Source organism: Bradyrhizobium sp. LTSPM299 (assembly GCF_000938235.1).
GTDB lineage: Bacteria > Pseudomonadota > Alphaproteobacteria > Rhizobiales > Xanthobacteraceae > Bradyrhizobium.
The window spans coordinates 1-19064 of sequence record NZ_JYMU01000043.1 but is presented as its reverse complement, the minus strand read 5'-3'; the positions used below and the strand labels follow the sequence as shown (position 1 = coordinate 19064).

The window sequence follows — 19064 nt, the reverse complement described above, 5'->3', positions numbered from 1 at the left end:
CGCGTGAAGAAAACGCGTCAAAACAAGAATCCGGAGCCCCGTTCCGATTCCATCGGATCGGGGCTCTGGGTCAGCTCGCGGCAGCGTCGATCTCGTCGCCGGCGAGAGTGTCGAGCGGCAGAGCAAAATGCTCGACCCGCTTCGACGGCTTCTTGTTCAGCAAGAGCCGCGTCACGTCGGGGCGCGAATAGTGTCCGGCGGGATCGGCGGCATTCTTCGCAACCCCGATCGCGCCGAGGTCGATATCGGCAATGAGAAGGCCTTCCTGCTCGGGTGGAAGCTTTTCTGCGATCGAACTGCCATCAGGTCCAAAGATCGCGGCGTGGCCGCCGCCGACATGCAGCAGCGCGTGCTTGTCGTCGCGGTCGCAGAGCTCGTCCACCATCGCCTTGGAGACCGTCGCGCATGGCGCCAGCACGAAGCACGAGCCTTCCACGGCATAGACGCGCGATGCCGCGTTGTTGACCTCCCAGCCCAGCGCCGTAGCAAACGGATCGTACAGCGAGAAGCTCGGCCAAGCCGCGACATGTACCTGCTCGTTCTGGGCATACATCGCGTATTTCGACAGCGGCTGCATGTGCTCCCAACAACAGAGCGCGCCAAGCCGGCCGATGCCGGGGCGGTCATGCACCGCAAGGTCGCTGCCGTCGCCCTCGCCATAGACGGTGCGCTCGACATGGGTCGGCCGCAGCTTGCGCCGCTTGGCGATGGTCTCGCCGTCGGGTCCGATCAGCCATTGCGCGAGGTAAAGGCTGCCGCCCTCGCGCTCGGACAGGCCGAGCACCGCGGTCATGCCGGCCTTCTTCACCGCAAGCCGCAGCTTTTCCGCCCCCGGGCTGTCATAGGCGAGCGAGTTGTCGAAATAGCGCTGCACGAAGCCGCGCCCGATCGCCCAGGCCGGCGAATCCAGCCAGATGTACCAAGGATAGCCGGGGATGAAGGCCTCCGGAAACGCGATCAGCTTGGCGCCCTTGGCGGCGGCCTCCTCGATCAGCGCGATGGTCTTGGCGATGGAGGCGTCCAGGTCGAGCCAGGCCGGGGCCGCCTGCACCACCGCGACACGATATTTCGGATGTTCAATGCCCATGATGTCCTCCTGCCGCCGGCAATGCTACCGTCTCGGCACTTGATCGGCCCCGTCGGCCTCTGACATCATGCTGCCCGGAAACCGGGACCGCCGTTCGACTGGGACGGAAGGAAAACTCGACTGCCGGCCCCAATCGGCCGGCGGGCATGCGGTACGGATTTTGCTTTAAGATGAAGTGGCTAGAGGATTAAGTGGCTAGCGTTGCGACTCGTGAAGGGAGGAAATCATGCCGGCCCTGTTCACCACGGAAGACGCGCCCACCCACCGGCGCCTCGCGCTCTGGCAGGATATTGTCTGCGATGTCTTCGTGCAGCTCGACTGCAAGTCCGACCTCGGCGGTGCCTTCCACGGCGCGATCACCAGCTCGCAGCTTGGCACGGTCAAGTGCTCGACCGTCTCATCGGGCCGGCAGCGCGTCACCCGCACGCCGTCACGGATCTCGCGAGCGAGTGAGGACTTCGTCCTGATCGCATTGGGCCGGCACGGCGCCGGCGCCGTGCTGCAGGACGGCCGCGAGACCGTGATCCAGCCCGGCGAGTTCGCGTTCTACGACACGACGCGGCCCTACGAATTGCGGTTCACGGACGACTTCACGCAAACCATTTTTCAGGTGCCGCGCGACATGCTGCACCGGCGGTTTGCCGGCACCCAGAACCTCACGGCAACCGCCTTCACGCCGGACCGCCCGGTCGAGCGGCTCGCCTATCAGTTCATCGCCGCGCTCTCTGACGTCGCCGACAGGCTTGACCAGGACAATGCGATCCGCCTCTCCGATCAGGCCGCAGACCTGCTCGCGATGGCGATGAGCGAGCGGCTCGGCAGCGGCGCGCTGCCGTCTTCGACCCATCGCTCGGCGCTGCTGTATCGGCTCAAGGCGCATGTGCTCGCGCACCTGCCCAATCCGGAGCTGAGCCTTACAGAAGCCGCCACCGCGCTTCGCATCTCGCCGCGCTACGTCAACAGCCTGTTCGCCGACGAGCAGACCTCGTTCCAGCGTTTCGTGCTGGCGCAGCGGCTCGAACACTGCAAGCGGGACCTCGCCTCGCCCGCCCACGCGCATCGCCATGTCAGCGAAATCGCCTTTGCCTGGGGCTTTAACGATCTCTCGCATTTCGGCCGGGTGTTCCGCGAGCACTACGGCCTGTCGCCGCGCGACTGGCGGCAGAGCCGGCTGCCGAACTGATCGGCCAAGGACTTGCGGCGGCGGGCTCGTGGCGGCCCTGCGGCGCGTTTGCGCCGCAAAAACTGGCGCGGAATCCGCAGCGCGGCGGATGCAATCAATTTACTTTAATCCCAACCGGTTCCACCGACGCCCTTCTCATCGCGCCGCATCCCGATACAGTCCCGCCGTTGATTTGGAGGATTTCCGATGCAGGACCGGCGCCAGGGCGCACGTGACAAGGTGCTCTATGGCGGCGTTGCTGCCGTCAACGAGCACGGCTCTACGATGGATTGCGTGGTCCGCAACATCAGCGACACCGGCGCCTGCGTCGAATTCGACACGGCAGCGAGGCTGCCGGAGGAGATGAACCTCACCATCGCGCGCAAGGGCCGCTCCTTCCTGGCCCGGATGATCTGGCGCCAGGCCAACAAGGTCGGCCTCGCCTTCCGCATCATGACATCGGACGCCCCGGTCAGCGATCTCGACGAGCGCCTGCGCAGGAGCGAGATCAAGAAGCGGCAGCTGCAGCGCCGCATCAAGCAATTGCTCGGCGAAGGCTGAGCTGCGCGCGTTCTCGCGGCTGCCAAATTTACGACCTGACGCCCCGTTCCCGCAGGCGGCCCGGCATTTTCGGGGGTTGCAAAGGTCAGGCTAATCCAGCATGCGGTAGAGCTCCGCAAATGCAGGAACCGAAGGCCAGTTTACGACATGTCGTCAGCAACGATCGAGCATGCCGACGGCCTGCCGCAGCCACAACGCAATTGGGCCATTTTCACGATTGCGCTCGGCCTCCTGATAGCCGTGATCGATGGCTCGATCGCCAACGTTGCGCTTCCCACCATCGCCCGGGATCTCGACGCGAGCCCCGCGTTTTCGATCTGGATCGTCAACGGCTATCAATTGGCGATCACGATTTCGCTGTTGCCGTTGTCCTCACTCGGCGAAATCATCGGCTATCGCCGTGTCTATCTGGCGGGGCTGCTGCTCTTCACGCTGGCTTCGCTGTTTTGCGCGCTGGCGCATAATTTGCCGCTGCTGACGGTGGCGCGCATCGTGCAGGGATTTGGCGCCGCCGGAATCCTGAGCGTCAACGCCGCGCTGGTCCGCTTCACCTATCCGAGAGATCTGCTCGGCCGCGGCATCGGCCTCAACGCGCTGGTTGTCGCCATCTCGGCCGCGGTCGGCCCCACCGTGGCCTCGTTCATCCTGGCGGTCGGAACATGGCCCTATCTGTTCGCCATCAACCTCCCGCTCGGGATCGTGACACTGGCTTTGGGCTTGCGCTATCTGCCGCACACCAGGCCGGCCGTCCACGCCTTCGACTGGCAAAGTGCCGGGCTCAGCGCCGTTACGTTTGGGCTTGGCATCGCCGCGATCGACAGCGCCGGCCATGGCGAGGCGCTGTATCTCTGTCTGTCCGAATTTGCCATCGCTGCGATCGCGTGCCTGTTGCTGGTCCGGCGGCAGACGCACCTTGCCGCTCCGCTCTTGCCGGTCGACCTGCTGCGGATTCCGATTTTCGCGCTGTCGATCGGCACGTCGATCGCCTCCTTCTGCGGCCAGATGCTGGCCTTTGTCGCGATGCCGTTTTATCTCGAGAGCCATTTCGGATATTCGGCGGTGCAGATCGGCCTGCTGATCACGCCGTGGCCGATCGCGGTCGGATTCGCAGCTCCTATTGCAGGTTGGCTGGTCGAGCGCTATCCGGCCGGCCTGTTGGGCGGCATCGGGTTGCTGGTGTTCGCGGTGGGACTCGGCACATTGGCGCTGATGCCGGCCGCCGCCTCGCCGTTCGACGTGATCTGGCGCATGGCGCTCGCCGGCGTGGGTTTTGGTTTATTCCAGACCCCCAACAACCGCACCATGATCGCCGCAGCCCCGCGCGAGCGCTCGGGCGGGGCCAGCGGAATGCTCGGAACGGCACGCCTGCTGGGACAGACGATCGGTGCGTCGCTGGTAGCGCTGCTGCTGGCGCGCTTTCCGGCTGACGGCACCAGGATCTCGCTCATGGTCGGCGTCGGCTTTGCCGTGGTCGGCGCTGCGCTCAGCATGCTGAGGCTGTCAACGGCGGGCAGCCAGGGCGCCGAACGGGTGCGGGTCCACGAGAGCCAGCGCCTGAAGGGCGAGTGACGCTAGAACGGGATGACTCTTCTTCGAATCGTCATCCCGCTCTATCCCTTTGTTTTGAGCATGATCTTTTCGGAAAACCGCTACACATTTTTCCGGATCATGCTCTGGGCGCAAGATTTGATCTGAGAGCATCATGCTCTGATCGGCCGTTGCGTGCCGCAAACAAAAAGGCCGGCTCTGCAGCCGGCCTTTTCGATTTCACTCGTCGTGAAGGCGTCAGGCCTTGACCAGCGGCCCACGCGATGGCGGCGCCTTGGAGCCGCCGCCGCCGTTGGAGCCGCCGCCCGACTTCGGCTTGCGCTTGCGGGCGCCGCCGGGAAGCTTCTCGGGCTTCGGCGTCACCGGACCCTCGACGAACTCGAAGCCGATCTTGTCCTTGGCTGTCGCCTCGTCCTTGATCAGGACAACGCGGACATGGCCGCCGCCCTTGAGCTGGCCGAACAGCACCTCGTCGGCCAGCGGCTTCTTGATGTGCTCCTGGATGATGCGCGACATCGGACGCGCGCCCATCTGCTCGTCATAGCCGTTCTCGATCAGCCAGGCCTTGGCGGGCTCGGACAGCTCGATCGTGACCTCACGGTCGGCAAGCTGCGCCTCGAGCTGCAGCACGAACTTCTCGACCACCATGCCGATCACGTCGACATTGAGATGCGCGAACGAAACGATCGCATCCAGCCGGTTGCGGAATTCCGGCGCGAACTGCCGGTTGATCGCCTCGTGGTCGTCACCTTCCCGTTTTGACCGGGTAAAGCCGAAGGCCTGGCGTGCGAGATCAGCCGCGCCGGCATTGGTGGTCATGATCAGGATCACGTTGCGGAAGTTGACCTGCTTGCCGTTGTGGTCGGTCAGCCGGCCGTGATCCATGATCTGCAGCAGCACGTTGTAGAGATCGGGATGCGCCTTCTCGATCTCGTCGAGCAGCACAACGCAATGCGGGTGCTGGTCGACGCCATCGGTGAGCAGGCCGCCCTGGTCGAAGCCGACATAGCCGGGAGGCGCACCGATCAGGCGCGACACGGTGTGCCGCTCCATGTATTCCGACATGTCGAACCGGATCAGCTCGACACCAAGCGAGGCCGCGAGCTGCTTTGCCACCTCGGTCTTGCCGACGCCGGTCGGACCCGAGAACAGATACGAGCCGATCGGCTTTTCCGGCTCGCGCAAGCCTGCCCGCGACAGCTTGATCGACGCCGCCAGTGCCTCGATCGCCTTGTCCTGGCCGAACACCGTGCGCTTCAGGGTCGTCTCGAGATGCTTCAGCACCTCGGCATCATCCTTGGACACGCTCTTGGGCGGGATCCGCGCCATGGTCGCGATCGTGGTCTCGATCTCCTTGATGCCGATCGTCTTCTTGCGCTTGTTCTCGGCGACCAGCATCTGCGCCGCGCCTGACTCGTCGATCACGTCGATCGCCTTGTCGGGCAGCTTGCGGTCGTGAATGTAGCGCGAGGAGAGCTGCACCGCAGCCTCGATCGCCTCGTTGGTGTATTTCAGCCGGTGGTAATCCTCGAAATAGGGCTTCAGGCCCTTGAGGATCGCAATCGCGTCTTCCACCGTCGGTTCGTTGACGTCGATCTTCTGGAAGCGCCGCACCAGCGCGCGGTCCTTCTCGAAGTGCTGACGGTATTCCTTGTAGGTGGTCGAGCCCATGCAGCGGATCGTGCCGGACGCGAGCGCGGGCTTCAGCAGATTGGATGCATCCATCGCACCGCCGGACGTGGCGCCGGCGCCGATCACGGTGTGGATCTCGTCGATGAACAGGATCGCGTTCGGATGCGCCTCCAGCTCCTTCAGCACCTGCTTGAGGCGCTCCTCGAAATCGCCGCGGTAGCGGGTGCCCGCGAGCAGCGTGCCCATGTCGAGCGAGAACACGGTGGCGGCCGCCAGCACCTCCGGCACTTCGCTGTCGACGATCCGCTTGGCAAGGCCTTCCGCGATCGCGGTCTTGCCGACGCCGGCTTCACCGACGAACAGCGGGTTGTTCTTCTGGCGGCGGCACAGCACCTGAATGGCGCGATTGATCTCGGCATTGCGGCCGATCACCGGATCGATCTTGCCGTCACGCGCCTTCTTGTTGAGATTGACGCAATAGGTATCGAGCGCCTCGCCCTTCTTCTTGGCGTCCTCGTTGCCCTTGGTCTCGGTTTCCTCGTCGACGCCGCGCACCGGCCGCGCCTCGGAGACGCCGGGGCGCTTGGCGATACCATGGCTGATGTAATTGACGGCGTCGTAGCGCGTCATGTCCTGCTCCTGCAGGAAATACGCCGCATGGCTCTCGCGCTCTGCGAAGATCGCGATCAGCACATTGGCGCCGGTCACTTCCTCGCGACCGGACGATTGCACATGGATAACCGCGCGCTGGATCACGCGCTGGAACCCGGCGGTCGGCTTGGCGTCGTCGGCGCCGTCGGTCACGAGGTTCTCGAATTCGGTCTCGAGATAATTGACGAGACTGGTCCTCAGCTTGTCGAGATCGACGCTGCAGGCCCGCATCACCGCGGCCGCATCCGAGTCATCGATCAGCGACAGCAGAAGGTGTTCGAGCGTCGCGTACTGATGGTGACGCTCGTTTGCGATCGCCAATGCACGATGCAGGGATTGTTCAAGGCTTTGGGAAAAAGTTGGCATTCGCGTCCTCTAAGGCCCCCGGCCATCATGATCGCCATTACCCGGTCAGGCAACAACAACCTTTGTCATGCCCCTTGATATAGTTACGTCGGATCGTGGCGAAAGGGCTGGTTCCGACAGCTTGATTGAGCATGATCTTTTCGGAAAATCGCTACGCATTTTTCCGGATCATATCCTAGAGCCGTTTCCGCTCCGATTGAATCGGAACGGGGCTCTAGATTCTTGTTTTGACGCGTTTTCCCAGCGCGAACCAGCATCGACTTCGCTCGAAAACGCGCTAGTTTCCCTCTAAATTCCGGCAAAACCGAGTCGCGCAACCGGGCCCCGCAATCATGCGGGGATGTCCGTCGCCGGCGTCATGGCAAGTGACGGCGCCGCACCTGTTGAGAATGCAAGACCCGTTCCGGTTTCCGGCGGGCCAGCCGTTACCGGCGAACTACTTCTTTTCCATCACACATTGCAGGGGGTGCTGGTGCTTGCGCGCGAAATCCATCACCTGCGTCACCTTGGTCTCGGCGATCTCGTAGGTGAACACGCCGCATTCACCGATCCCGTGATGGTGAACGTGGAGCATGATCTTGTTGGCCGCCTCCGCGTCCTTCTGGAAGAACCTCTCCAACACGTGAACGACGAACTCCATCGGCGTGTAGTCGTCGTTCAGGATCAGGACGCGATACAGGTTCGGACGCTTGGTCTTCGGCTTGACCTTGGTGATCACCGAACTCGACGGGCCGCCGGCCCCGCTATTGCGGTTCTCGTCGCCGCTCATGCTCGGGGCGCGCGCGGTTGATGCCGCCGGCCTGGACGAAATCAACTCAGACGAAAAGGCTGTGGACGTGGATTGCAGCATGGCTCAGCGTTCGAATTCCCCAGGGGAAACCGGTTGGCGTATCGGGGGCGTTTCGCAATTGCCGCAGCGGTCATCATTGCCGCAGTAGCCATAGCGGAACTCCCAGCAACGCTTTCCAGATTGCCGCTCCCGGTCCGATCCAGCGGCTGGATCGGCCCCACGAATATGGGGCCGCCGGCGCCGTGCCGCAAGCACAGAAGCTCCGCACGCACCTGGACCCAAACCGGACCGATTCCCGGCGCGGCAATCCCGGCAAGGTTAATCATTTCTGCCGGGTTTGACAAAGGAGTCCGCTAACCGATTTAGCGGGCATTGAGGGTATCGGCGGCTTTTGCCCTACTTTTCATCGCCAGCGGCCGCCCGTGCCCGGTTTCGATGCCGGGATTCATCATCTGTTTAGCGGCGTGCGTAGAGATGACGCCCTCAATTCATTTCGACGAGAGCATCATGCTTGTAACAGCTTTTCTCAGTCGCCTCCGCGCCGCCGCCGCCCGATTCTCCGCGGCAACCGACGGTAACATCGCAGCCATGTTTGCCATCGCAGCCGTGCCGATCGTCTGCTTCGTGGGGGTGGCAATCGACTACTCCCGCGCCAACAGCGCCCGCTCCTCGATGCAGGCGGCGCTGGATTCCACCGCGCTGATGGTCGCAAAGGACCTGAGCAGCGGCACCATCACGACCTCGCAGGTCGCTGCCAAGGCGCAGGCCTATTTTACCGCGCTCTACACCAACACAGATGCCAAGTCGGTCAATTTCAGCGCAACCTACACGGCGGCCTCCAGCTCCAGCACCTCGACCGTCCTGGTCAAGGGGTCCGCCTCCGTGAACACCGATTTCCTGAAATTTGCGGGCTACTCCCCGAACATCAATTTCAACAGCAGCTCGACCTCGACCTGGGGCAACGCCAAGATGCGCGTCGCGCTGGTCCTCGACAACACGGGATCGATGGCCCAGAACGGCAAGATCACCGCGCTGCGCAACGCCGTGGCCGGATCCGGCGGCCTGATCGACCAGCTCAGTGCGCTCAGCAAGACCAACGGCGACGTCTATATCTCCGTCATCCCGTTCGCCAAGGTCGTCAATGTCGGCGCCTCGAACTACACCCAGAGCTACATCGACTGGACCGACTGGCTGAATCCGCCGACCACCCAGCCTGCCAATGCCGTCACCAGTGGCTCCAGTAACAGCCTCCAGGCGGGGCTTCCGATCAACTGGCATGCGGTGGGACCAGGCGCGAGATGCCCGTGGACCAACAGCAGCGGCGGCTTCACCTGCCAGCAGAGCCCGACCAGCACCCAGTCCGCGTCGACGGTTCCGTCGAGCGGCACCTATAAGGGCTACATCTGCCCGAGCGTCGATTACAATTCCCACACGCTGTACAATGGCTGCTGGGTCAGCACACAGGTCGGCACCACCGCCCAGGTATTTTGCACGGGAAACAACAATTGTAGCTGCCCGTTGAATTCGCTCGGTCTGCCCGTCACTGGTTGCGGCTGCAGCACCACCGGCGGCGTCAAATCGTGCTCCGGATATATCTATACCCACGACTGGACGCAGCCCGGACCGAACGACACCGCACACAACACGTACCAGCCGCGGGTGAGCGCCGTTGTTGGTTGGACAAACAACCAGTATACGGCAGCCAATCCGACGCCCACGGTGACGAACAACTGGCAGCAGGCGTCCACCAATCCCATCACCAACTGGACCGGCTGCATCACCGACCGCACCCAGCCCAACGATGCAACAGGCGTGCTGCCGGACACACACGATGTCACGACGCAGTTTCCGGCCAACGAGTATTACGAGAACAACTCGTCCTATTGCAGCAGCAGCGCCTCGACGCCGCTCGAGCCGATCATTCCGCTGAGCTACAATTGGAGCGCGCTGAAGACCGCAGTCAACGCGATGCAGCCGACCGGCGGCACCGATCAGGCGGTCGGATTGGCGTGGGGGTGGCAGTCGCTGCTGCCGAACGGCCCGCTCAACACGCCGGCGGAGGATTCCAACACCACATACAACCGGGTCATCATCCTGTTGTCGGACGGCCTGAACACGGAAGACCGCTGGCCCGCTTACGGCGACGGCAGCTCGCAGGCGAACGGCAATCCGATCGACGTCCGGCAGGCGCTGATGTGCCAGAATCTGCAGAATGCGAAGGATACCAACGGCAATCCGATGTACACGATCTACACGATCCAGGTGAATACGGACTCGCCCCAGGACCCTACCTCGACCGTGCTGCAGAACTGTGCGAGCAGCCCCGACAAGTTCTACATGCTGACCAGCTCGAGCCAGATCGTGACGACGTTCAACACGATCGGAACGGCTCTCAGCAAGCTGCGCGTGGCGAAGTAGCACCGCAACACACCTCACAAAAAAAGCCCGGCTGAACCAGCCGGGCTTTTATTTTGTCGTCAGTGCCTGGCAGTGATGATTAGTGCGAGGCCGCCGGCGTAAACTTGGAAACCAGGCCTTCATAGGGCTTGAAGGTCTGCTTGGCGCAATCGCTGTAGAGGCCGGCGATCTTCTGCGTTTCCGCAACGAAGGTCTCGTAGGAGGCGCGCACGAACTCGGTCTGCGCCTCGAGCACCTTGTCGATCGACTTCACGCCGGACAGCTTCTCGACGAATGACTTGGTGTCCTCGAAGGACTTCTTGGCGTAGTCGCCGTAGGCGGTGGCGATCGCCTGGACGCCGCTCTGCAGGTTGCTTGCGGAAGCGGTCACCGATTCCATGTGCTCTTTGCCGTAGCTCTGAATGTCTTCAATCTTGACCATAATGGAGATTTCCTTTTCCCAGACTCTTGAACGTGTGCGTTCCCATTGCCGGGAAGCTCCCGGCCCCCTGACATCCATAGAATAGTGCACTGCACAAAATAGTCAAGAAGAATTGTGCAATGCACAATCAACCTTACCGTCGCGTCCCGATTTCGACCATTTGCGATAAACTCCGGGGGACTACGCAACGGTTGCTTAATCTTTTAGAAACTTGGCCCGCCTACCCTGATTCTTGGACTTTGTTCGTCTTCCGACAGACAGTCTGAAAACTGTTTGTGAACAGCATCTTAGCTAGAACAGCGATCTGAGCGGCCACCGCGGCCCGAGCATTCTGCCCGGACCGGTATGTTGCACAGGCAAGGATCGGCGGCCGTCGGGCACAATTTCGCCTCACGAGCCGGTGATCTAGATAGAAATTGGGACGGGGAAGTAAATGCTTCGCACAACCTTGGCTTCCTCGCGCGCGTTGCGAGTTGGCGTTCTCGGGCTCGTTACCCTCACCACAGCGATCCTGATCACCAGTGACAGCGCCGAGGCGCGCCGTTACCGGCGCCACTACGCCCGCCATCATCACAGCGAAGAGGCGCGCGAGAGCTACAGCCCGCAATTCGCGTCGATCATCGTCGACGGCAATTCCGGCGCGGTGCTGACCTCCAGCAATCCCGACGGCCTGCGCCACCCCGCCTCGCTCACCAAGATGATGACGCTCTATCTGCTGTTCGAGCGTCTCGATGCCGGCAAGATCAAACTCGATACCGAGATGCCGGTCTCCGAGCATGCCTCCGAACAGGATCCGACCAAGCTCGGCCTGCGGCCCGGCCAGACCATCAGGGTCGAAGACGCCATCAAGGGCCTCATCACCCGCTCGGCCAACGACGCCGCGGTGGTGATTTCAGAGGCGATCGGCGGCAACGAGGACGACTTCGCCAGGATGATGACGCGCAAGGCGCGCGCGCTCGGCATGAGCAAGACCGTCTATCGCAACGCCTCAGGCCTGCCCAACGACGAGCAACTGACGACGGCGCGCGACCAGTCGACACTGGGCCGCGCGCTCCAGGATCGCTTCCCGCGCTACTACCGCTACTTCTCGACCACGGCGTTCAATTTCCGCGGCCACACCATCACCGGCCACAATCATCTGCTCGGCAGCGTCGAGGGCGTCGACGGCATCAAGACCGGCTACACCCGCGCTTCCGGCTTCAACCTCGTGACCTCGATCCACCGCGGCAACCGATTCCTGGTCGGCGTGGTGCTCGGCGGCCGAAGCGGCGGTTCGCGCGACGCCATCATGCGCAATTTGCTCGCAGAGAATATCGTCAAGGGCGCGACGACCCGCACCGCTATCGCGATCACAGAGCGCAACCCGGCTGACGCGAACGTCGAAGTCGCCGACGCCGACGACGCTCCGCGCGCGTCCGACAGCATGGCCGCCGCTTCCGAACCTGCTGTGGCCACCATGCCGGCCCCCGCGCCGCGCCCGGCCAACAAGCCCTCGCTGATCGCGGCGGCCGCCGCCTCCCTGCCGCCGCTGCCTGCAAGGCCGGAGCCGCAGGCCAAGCCCGAACCGGCGCCGTTGACCTCAGGCGTGATCCAGACCCAGCCGATCGCAGCGATCCCAGGCTCGGCTGAGCCGATGAAGCCGGTCAAGGTGAAGACCGTGCAGGTCAAGGCCGGCCAGATCAAACTCGCCGCCGCCGGCCCGGCGCAGTCGGCGCCGCCGATCACCAGCACCATCCCGCCACGCGCCGAAGTCGCCGAGACCTCCAATGCGATGATGGCGCGGGCCACCGAGACCTCCAGGCCTGAGATGCCGCCGCAGCCGGCCAATTTCGGCACCGGCAAGGGCATCCTCGGCGTGCTGCCGGCCTCGGCCGTGCAGGCGCCCGCGCCGGCCACATCGCAGGCCATGGCGTCGATCGAACCCGCCCGTAGCCAGCCCGTCGTCCAGCAGGACACCGCAATCAGGTCGGCTGCGGCCGGCGCCCATACCGGCTGGATCATTCAGGTCGGCGCGCTGGAGTCCGAGGACCAGGCCAAGCAGCGCATCGACCTTGCCCGCAATTCGGCCCGCGGCCTGCTCAGCAAGGCCGATCCGTTCACCGAGCCGGTGGTCTCGAAGGGCGATCGCAAGCTCTACCGCGCCCGCTTCGCCGGCCTCGAGCGCGACCAGGCCGAAGCGGTATGCAAGGCGCTGAAGCGCGCCGACATCTCCTGCATCACCGTTCGCAACTGAGCTTCCACATCATCTGAAATCTGCAAGATTTCAAAGCAACAAGGCCGGCGCCGCAAGCGCCGGCCTTGTTGCTTTTGGCGCACGGTCCAGAAAATTGATCAGCCGTCGCCGTGCGTCGCGCGCCGGCGAAAACTTCTCGTCAAGCTTTTACGGTTAAGTTCTCACCAAGGGACGATCGACCATGCCGGACAACGGCAGGCGACACCGGGCGTTCGATCAGAGACGGAAGCAGCTCTCGGCTTGTGGCGTATGTGGCGTTGCGGAGCGAGTTAGAGATGCGTGCGAAGCAGAGTATCCTTGGCCTCGTTTACCCGGGCAGCGAGGTACGTCGACCCCCCCTGGTCGGGATGCAGTTTCTTCATGAGGGCGCGGTGGGCGCGGCCGATCTCGTCGCGGGTCGCTCCCGGTTGCAGGCCAAGGATCTGATAGGCCTCCTCATCAGTCATTTTGCCGGTCGCCGTCGCACGGCGTTGCCCCCCTGCCCGGTCGCCCTGCGCGTCCTGACGCCAGGCGGGAAACCGGCGGTCCAGATAGCTTTCAAGTAGCGCGACGCTCTCGGCATCGAAGCTCGGGACCATCGCCAGCAATCGCGGCAGATCGAACTCGTCGAGCATCCGCCCGGCGTTCGGCCCGTCCACGATCTGGCCCTTAAGCACGCCGCTGTTGTGATCGAGGCTCATGTCGAGATATTGCGAGCGCACCCGCGAGCTCTGTCCCGACGAACGCTGCGCGCCGCCGAAGATGCCGCCGAGATTGGGAAAGCCTGTGCTCCCGAACGGCGACCAGCCGAGCAATCCCGCGCCGAAGATGCCGAGCGGAATGGCGACCGCAAGCTCGCCCTTGACGCCGGTGAAGGCCGCGACCGCGAGCGCGAGCACGCCGCCCCCGATCTTGACCATGCGCGCAAGCGCAGCCGGATTGGCCGCACGAAACATCTGCAGCGCGGAATAAATGACGACAACGGCGACGACGCCGACGATCAGGGTTGGCATGCGCGGAATATAGGCGTCCCGGAGATAAAAAGCATGCGAAGCTTCGCCTCACTGCAGCGTGAAGCGTCGCAGTAAGATAATTCGCTCCAGGTCGCCTGCGGGACGGGAGCCGAGGGAGAACGCTATGGCAGTTGAGGGACTGGTCAGCCTACGCAGCGGCTTCGGGCTGAACGAAACCACTGATCGGCTGAAGGCCGAGTTGCAGGCGAGCGGGCTCACCGTGTTCGCGCAGATCGATCACGCCGCGGGCGCGGCCAGCGTGGGCCTTGCGCTCCGCCCCACCGCGGTGTTGATCTTCGGCAACGCGAAGGGTGGCACGCCGCTGATGCAAGCCGCGCAGACGATCGGCATCGACTTGCCGTTGAAGGCGCTGGTCTGGCAGGATGAAGCCGGCGACACCTGGCTTTCCTACAATGACCCTGCCTGGCTTGCGCAGCGGCACGGCATCACGGAGCAGACCAAGACCGTGGCGGCCAACATGTCGGGAATGCTGAGGGCGCTTGCGAAAGTCGTGACGTCATCAACCGCGTGACGCAGCGCATCGCTCACTTCATCTGGCCGATCAGCGTGGCCGCGCCGCGCGTGCGCTTCGCCAGTTGCAGGAGCGCGTCACGACCGCCGGCGGCGTAGGCCGCGGCGGCGCGCAGCAGCTCGCGGAGCTGAGCCGAGGCGCCGGGATCGAACCTGCACCATGCCCCGCCGGTCAGCCGCGCGATCTCGCGAAATGCCTGCTCGGCGACGGCGTCCTCGCCCTCCTGGAACATGAAAACCGGGACCTTGAGCAGGCCGAGTTCGCCGGCCTTGGTGCAGAGATCGTCGAGGCGTTCCTCCATCGCATCGCCGACGAACACGACCGCACGCACGCCGGCGGCGACCGCTTCGCGCCGCGCTTCCGAGAGCACCTTGCCGATCTGGGTATTGCCGCCCTGGCAGTCGATCTTGCCCATCAGCTTCGCCAGCTGCGCGCTATCGGAAATCCACCCCGTCGCACGGCACTCGTTGAAGCCGCGATAGTAGACCAGACGGATATCGAGGCTTCCGAGCGAGGCGGCCTCGCGGAACATGTCCGCCTGCAGCGCGCAGGCCATGTCCCAGGTCGGCTGCCGGCTCATGGTGGCGTCGAGCGCAAACACCAGCCTGCCGCGCGCGCCGGCACGGTGCGGCGACATCGCGTGCGCCTTCGCCACGAACGCGGCGATGTCGTCAGCCGTTGACGTCCGCGCCTCCGGTAACGCACCGGCCTTACGCGCGTCAGCCGCATCCGCCGCGCGCCCGCTGTTTCCCGATGTTGGTTTGGTTGGCTCGCCAGCCATCACTGCTCGCTTGTTTCAGCAAGCCTTATGTGGGCCGGGATATTGGATTGGTCAATGCAACCGGCGGACCTGCCCGGACCGACGCCGGGCAGCCAAAATCAATTCGTCGCCGAGGATGGATCCTTCTCGGTCTTCTTCACGGTCAGCGCCTTCTTGACCTTGTCGGTCAAGGTCTGTGGCTTCTCGACCGGCACGTAGAGCGAAACCGGCCCCGGCTCCAAAATCTTCGGCGGCGCGTTCCTGGTGTCGACCGGCGCGACATCGCTGTCGGTGTCGGCGAGGAATTTATCGAGCATGGCCTGGATCGAGTTCTTGGCAGCGTCCGGGCCGGTGTCGCGCATGTCGTTATGCTGAAAGTTGGTGTTCACAACGGTGATACCCGCCTTCTCGCATTCCTCCGCGTCCGGCACGACCCCGGGATCGGGCTTGAACTGCGAGTCGTGGGAGCGGAACGACAGGATCTTGAACTTGCCGTCGGTCATGAACGGCACGCGCAGATTGTCGAGCGTCACGACCTTCTTGATCTCGTCCGGATACTGCTTGGCGAAATACATTGCGATGTCGCCGCCATTCGAATGGCCGACCATCGTCAGCTTGCTGTAGTCCGCGTTCGGCTCGACCTTCTTCATTTCTTCGATGGCGAATTTGATGTTGGTGATGCCGCGCTGATATTGCGGCAACCGGCCGACAAAGATCTCGCCGACCTTGGTCACCATCGGCCCATCCGAGGGCAAGTCGTTCTGGATGCTGACCGCCAGATAGCCGCGCGCCGCGAACACGTTCGCGAGGAAGGAATATTCGGTGAATTTGACGGTATTACCATGATTGAGGATCGCCACCGGCAGCGTGATCATGCCGGCGTCGGCCTGCATCACCTTGTCGCGGCGCACCGCCACGTCGACCGCGACCACGCGCTCATCGCGAGTCGGATCCTTGAATGTGAAGGTCTCGTGACGGATCGCCCACTTGCTCGCGGTGAAGTACGCGGCAGTGACCACCACGGAGAGAGAAAGCAGAACGGCAATTCCACGTTTCATGACGTCCTCAAGGCGCCCGCCAACCAAGGGCTATTTTTCGCCCGGAGACTCTTCGGTCTCCTTCTTCAGCATATAGGTCACAGCGACGTGACAGGAAGTCTAAATGTTGTGACTCCGCAGCATGTTCATTGTGCGATGCACCCATACATTGTGCAATCGCACACGTTTCCGGAAAATCGTACCTCCTGGAACCTACGACGCAGGCTCTCAACGTTGGGTTCGACCTGTCGCTAAAAGTAGAGGGAAAACCCTGTCGGGGGCAGCTTTGTTCCGCTTTTTTGACAACTCCGTGACCGAAATCACCGTGCGACTACGGGCTTTGCCGGAGCTTCTGTGTAAATGACGAGCTTCAGTGCCGGATCGTCGTTGGCCTGGAAGCTGGCATATTCCAGCCGGAGCTGGCCACGCCGGGGGTGCTTTATGAGCTTGTACCCGGCGCTGACGCCGCGGACATCGTGCGCCCCCCACCAGCCCTCGAATTCCGGACAGCCGGCTCGCAAACGCGCCAAAAGCTCGCGGAACGCCGGATCCCCGGCCCAGAGGTCGTGGGTGGCGCGGAACTGGGCCACCATCCGCCGCGCCTCGTCGGCCCAGCCGGCGCCGAACAGACGCCGTGTCGCCGGGTTGGCCAGCACACAGATCAGCACGTTGCGATCCGGCTCCGGCAGCTTGCCAAAGCCAAAGATGTCCTCGGCGGCTGCGTTCCAGACGAGAACGTCCCAGCGCCGGCCGGTGACATAGGCCGGCTGGTTCAGGCTCTCGACGGTCCGCCAGATCGCCGGCGGGACAACCTCCGGCGCGAACGGCCGGCGATCACCGTCGCGGGTCAGCGCGCGCAGATGGGCATGCTCGGCCTTGCTCAGGCGCAGCGCCCGCGCCAGTGCGTCGATCGTGGTGACGGAGGGGCTGACCGAGCGGCCCTGCTCGAGCCGGATGTACCAGTCGACGCCGATGCCGGCGAGCTCGGCGACTTCCTCGCGGCGCAGGCCCGGCGTGCGCCGGCGCCGGCCTGCGGCGATGCCCATCTGCTTCGGCGTCAGTTTCTGCCGTCGCGAGCGGAGGAAATCGCCAAGTTCAGTTTGAAGCTCGCGTTGCTGCGTGCCCGCCATCGCGATCCTGCCATCAAACGTGGGTCCAGTAATCCTAGGATAATACCAGGTCTTGCTGACCGCAACCGCGCTGACGATCATCTGGTCTCAACCAGGGATGAGACCCATGAAAGCAGCAGTCTTGAAGTCATTCGGTTCGGCGCTCGCGATCGAGGACGTGCCCGCCCCTCGCATCGGCACGGGTGAGGTCATCGTCGACGTGATGGCGGCGCCGGTGCTGTCCTACACCGACGAGGTGTTCAGCGGCGCACGCAAATATCTGCTCGAGCTGCCAGCAGTGCCCGGCCCCGGCGGCATCGGGCGGGTGCGTGCCACAGGTCCCGACGCGACCCATCTGGCCGTCGGCGACTGGGTGTTCTGCGATCCGACCTTCCGCTCGCGTGACGACAGCATCTCGCCCGACATCACGCTGCAGGGCTGGAGCGCACGCGGCGAAGGCGGCCTCAAATTGCAGCGGCACTTCCGCCACGGTTCGTTCGCCGAGCAGACCTTGCTGCCGACCGAGAACGTCAAGCGGATCGGCGCAATCGACGCCGCCGACGCGCCAGCCTGGTGCGCGCTCAACGCCTGCCTCGTGCCCTATGGCGGCTTTCTCGTGGCGCGGTTGCAACCCGGCGAAACGGTGCTGGTCTCCGGCGCGACGGGCCATTTCGGCAGCGCGGCGGTCGCGGTCGCGCTCGCGATGGGAGCGGCCTGCGTGGTCGCGCCGGGCCGCAACGAAAAGATGCTGGCCGATCTTGTCCGGCGTTTCGGCCCGCGCGTTCGTCCGGTGAAACTCAGCGGTAACGAAGAGGATGATCGGCAGCGCATGCGGCAGGCAGCCCCAGGCCCGATCGACCTCGTACTCGACCTGATGCCGCCGTCGGTCACGACCACGACGGTGCGCGCCGCCGTGATGGCGGTGCGGCCTTACGGACGCGTCGTGCTGATGGGCGGTGTCGGGATGCTGGGCGGCGCTGGGCTCGACCTGCCCTACCCCTGGATCATGCGCCAATGCATCACCATCCACGGCGTCTGGATGTGTCCGTCGGAGGCGACCTTCGGCATGGTCAATCTGATCCGGGCCGGACTGTTGCAGCTCGATCAGTTCGAGGTGACGACATTCGACCTCGACCACGCCAACAACGCGGTGGCGCACGCCGCCGCCAATGGCGGGCCGTTCAGGATGACGGTGCTGACGCCGAACTCATAAACTTGGCGGCATGACGCATCGATGTTGGAGTCTGCTTTGCTCCTGACACGACTCGGTCGCTGTGCAGCAGCGAAATGAAGCGATGGGTAGAGTCGAGGTGTGACGCGGTAGCTTTAGGTTCGAACATATCTGTTTCCGCCCCTTTCGTTTGGCGGTGCCTCACTGGTTCGACCATGGCCCCGTTTTCACACCCCGCTCATCGAACTGGACAGGCAGATTTCCCGCATCCAGCTCTCGGACAAAACTTCACGCCTTCACCCACGGCACGTCGTGCCCAAGCCTGCTCAGGCGTACGAGCCCAAAGTGCCCGTAAAGGTGCGGGAGTGGATAGGTCCCGCCCTTGCGACGCCTGGTTTTGTGCTTGAACTGCAACCACCGGCGCAACCGCATCGCTGCGTAGCTGTCGAGTGCCCGATACGCCTTGCTGACGGTGCCTACCTTGAAGTAGTTCGCCCATCCGCGCAGCGTGCGGTTCACCTTGCCCACCAGCTTTGTGGTTTCTTGCCATGTCCCCGTTCGGTCCGTCAGTGCGTGGATTTTCTCAACCATGCG

At 63.6% G+C, this 19064-nt stretch carries 16 protein-coding genes; 7 read left to right on the top strand and 9 right to left on the bottom strand.

The features are described 5' to 3' along the window. Window positions 1–70: 70 nt before the first annotated feature. A complete protein-coding gene (locus UP10_RS21020; RefSeq protein WP_044589202.1) occupies window positions 71–1087 on the bottom strand; it encodes a carbon-nitrogen hydrolase family protein in 1017 nt (338 codons plus the stop codon). A 226-nt stretch (window positions 1088–1313) separates the two neighbouring features. On the opposite strand from UP10_RS21020, the gene UP10_RS21015 reads away from it, so the two are divergent. From UP10_RS21015 to UP10_RS21005, 3 genes are all read left to right on the top strand, one after another. Beyond that, window positions 1314–2270, top strand: a complete 957-nt coding sequence (locus UP10_RS21015) for an AraC-like ligand-binding domain-containing protein (protein WP_044589201.1) — start codon at window positions 1314–1316, stop codon at window positions 2268–2270. A 186-nt stretch (window positions 2271–2456) separates the two neighbouring features. Next, the gene (locus tag UP10_RS21010; RefSeq protein ID WP_044542599.1) at window positions 2457–2810 is read left to right on the top strand and encodes a PilZ domain-containing protein; all 354 of its coding nucleotides are present in this window, start codon (window positions 2457–2459) and stop codon (window positions 2808–2810) included. A 147-nt stretch (window positions 2811–2957) separates the two neighbouring features. Beyond that, window positions 2958–4379: an MFS transporter gene (locus UP10_RS21005; RefSeq protein ID WP_044589200.1), complete on the top strand. Its 1422-nt coding sequence runs from the start codon at window positions 2958–2960 to the stop codon at window positions 4377–4379. A 216-nt stretch (window positions 4380–4595) separates the two neighbouring features. On the opposite strand, the gene clpA is transcribed toward UP10_RS21005, so the two are convergent. Next, window positions 4596–7007: an ATP-dependent Clp protease ATP-binding subunit ClpA gene (gene clpA, locus UP10_RS21000; RefSeq protein WP_044589199.1), complete on the bottom strand. Its 2412-nt coding sequence runs from the start codon at window positions 7005–7007 to the stop codon at window positions 4596–4598. A gap of 436 nt (window positions 7008–7443) precedes the next feature. After that, window positions 7444–7776: an ATP-dependent Clp protease adapter ClpS gene (gene clpS / locus UP10_RS20995; RefSeq protein WP_044589198.1), complete on the bottom strand. Its 333-nt coding sequence runs from the start codon at window positions 7774–7776 to the stop codon at window positions 7444–7446. 528 nt (window positions 7777–8304) lie between these two features. On the opposite strand from clpS, the gene UP10_RS20990 reads away from it, so the two are divergent. After that, window positions 8305–10215, top strand: a complete 1911-nt coding sequence (locus tag UP10_RS20990; RefSeq protein WP_044589306.1) for a TadE/TadG family type IV pilus assembly protein — start codon at window positions 8305–8307, stop codon at window positions 10213–10215. A 79-nt stretch (window positions 10216–10294) separates the two neighbouring features. Here UP10_RS20990 and UP10_RS20985 read toward each other — a convergent pair whose 3' ends face one another. Continuing rightward, window positions 10295–10636, bottom strand: a complete 342-nt coding sequence (locus tag UP10_RS20985; RefSeq protein ID WP_044542602.1) for a phasin family protein — start codon at window positions 10634–10636, stop codon at window positions 10295–10297. A gap of 433 nt (window positions 10637–11069) precedes the next feature. Here UP10_RS20985 and UP10_RS20980 point away from each other — a divergent pair, with 433 nt between their 5' ends. Then, entirely contained in the window at window positions 11070–12869 is a 1800-nt protein-coding gene (locus UP10_RS20980) for a D-alanyl-D-alanine carboxypeptidase (RefSeq protein ID WP_044589197.1), read from the top strand. Window positions 12870–13138: 269 nt separating this feature from the next. Here UP10_RS20980 and UP10_RS20975 read toward each other — a convergent pair whose 3' ends face one another. Next, window positions 13139–13861, bottom strand: coding sequence for a DnaJ domain-containing protein (locus tag UP10_RS20975; protein ID WP_044589196.1), 723 nt, complete (start codon window positions 13859–13861; stop codon window positions 13139–13141). Window positions 13862–13985: 124 nt separating this feature from the next. On the opposite strand from UP10_RS20975, the gene UP10_RS20970 reads away from it, so the two are divergent. Further along, the gene (locus tag UP10_RS20970) at window positions 13986–14393 is read left to right on the top strand and encodes a DUF302 domain-containing protein (protein WP_050043763.1); all 408 of its coding nucleotides are present in this window, start codon (window positions 13986–13988) and stop codon (window positions 14391–14393) included. 13 nt (window positions 14394–14406) lie between these two features. Here UP10_RS20970 and UP10_RS20965 read toward each other — a convergent pair whose 3' ends face one another. From UP10_RS20965 to UP10_RS20955, 3 genes are all read right to left on the bottom strand, one after another. Then, on the bottom strand, window positions 14407–15174 hold the full coding sequence (locus UP10_RS20965) for a hypothetical protein (protein WP_044589195.1): 768 nt from the start codon (window positions 15172–15174) through the stop codon (window positions 14407–14409). 98 nt (window positions 15175–15272) lie between these two features. Continuing rightward, window positions 15273–16211 (bottom strand): alpha/beta fold hydrolase, encoded by a 939-nt coding sequence (locus UP10_RS20960; protein ID WP_044589194.1) that lies wholly within the window; start codon window positions 16209–16211, stop codon window positions 15273–15275. Between the two features lie 299 nt (window positions 16212–16510). Continuing rightward, window positions 16511–17320 carry a helix-turn-helix transcriptional regulator gene (locus UP10_RS20955; protein ID WP_044589304.1) on the bottom strand — a complete coding sequence of 270 codons (810 nt, stop codon included), beginning with the start codon at window positions 17318–17320 and terminating at the stop codon, window positions 16511–16513. A 106-nt stretch (window positions 17321–17426) separates the two neighbouring features. On the opposite strand from UP10_RS20955, the gene UP10_RS20950 reads away from it, so the two are divergent. Next, window positions 17427–18512, top strand: a complete 1086-nt coding sequence (locus tag UP10_RS20950; RefSeq protein ID WP_044589193.1) for a zinc-binding dehydrogenase — start codon at window positions 17427–17429, stop codon at window positions 18510–18512. A 246-nt stretch (window positions 18513–18758) separates the two neighbouring features. Here the strand turns inward: UP10_RS20950 and UP10_RS20945 are convergent. Then, the coding region (locus tag UP10_RS20945) for a group II intron maturase-specific domain-containing protein (RefSeq protein WP_044589192.1) at window positions 18759–19064 on the bottom strand (306 nt) is incomplete at its 5' end.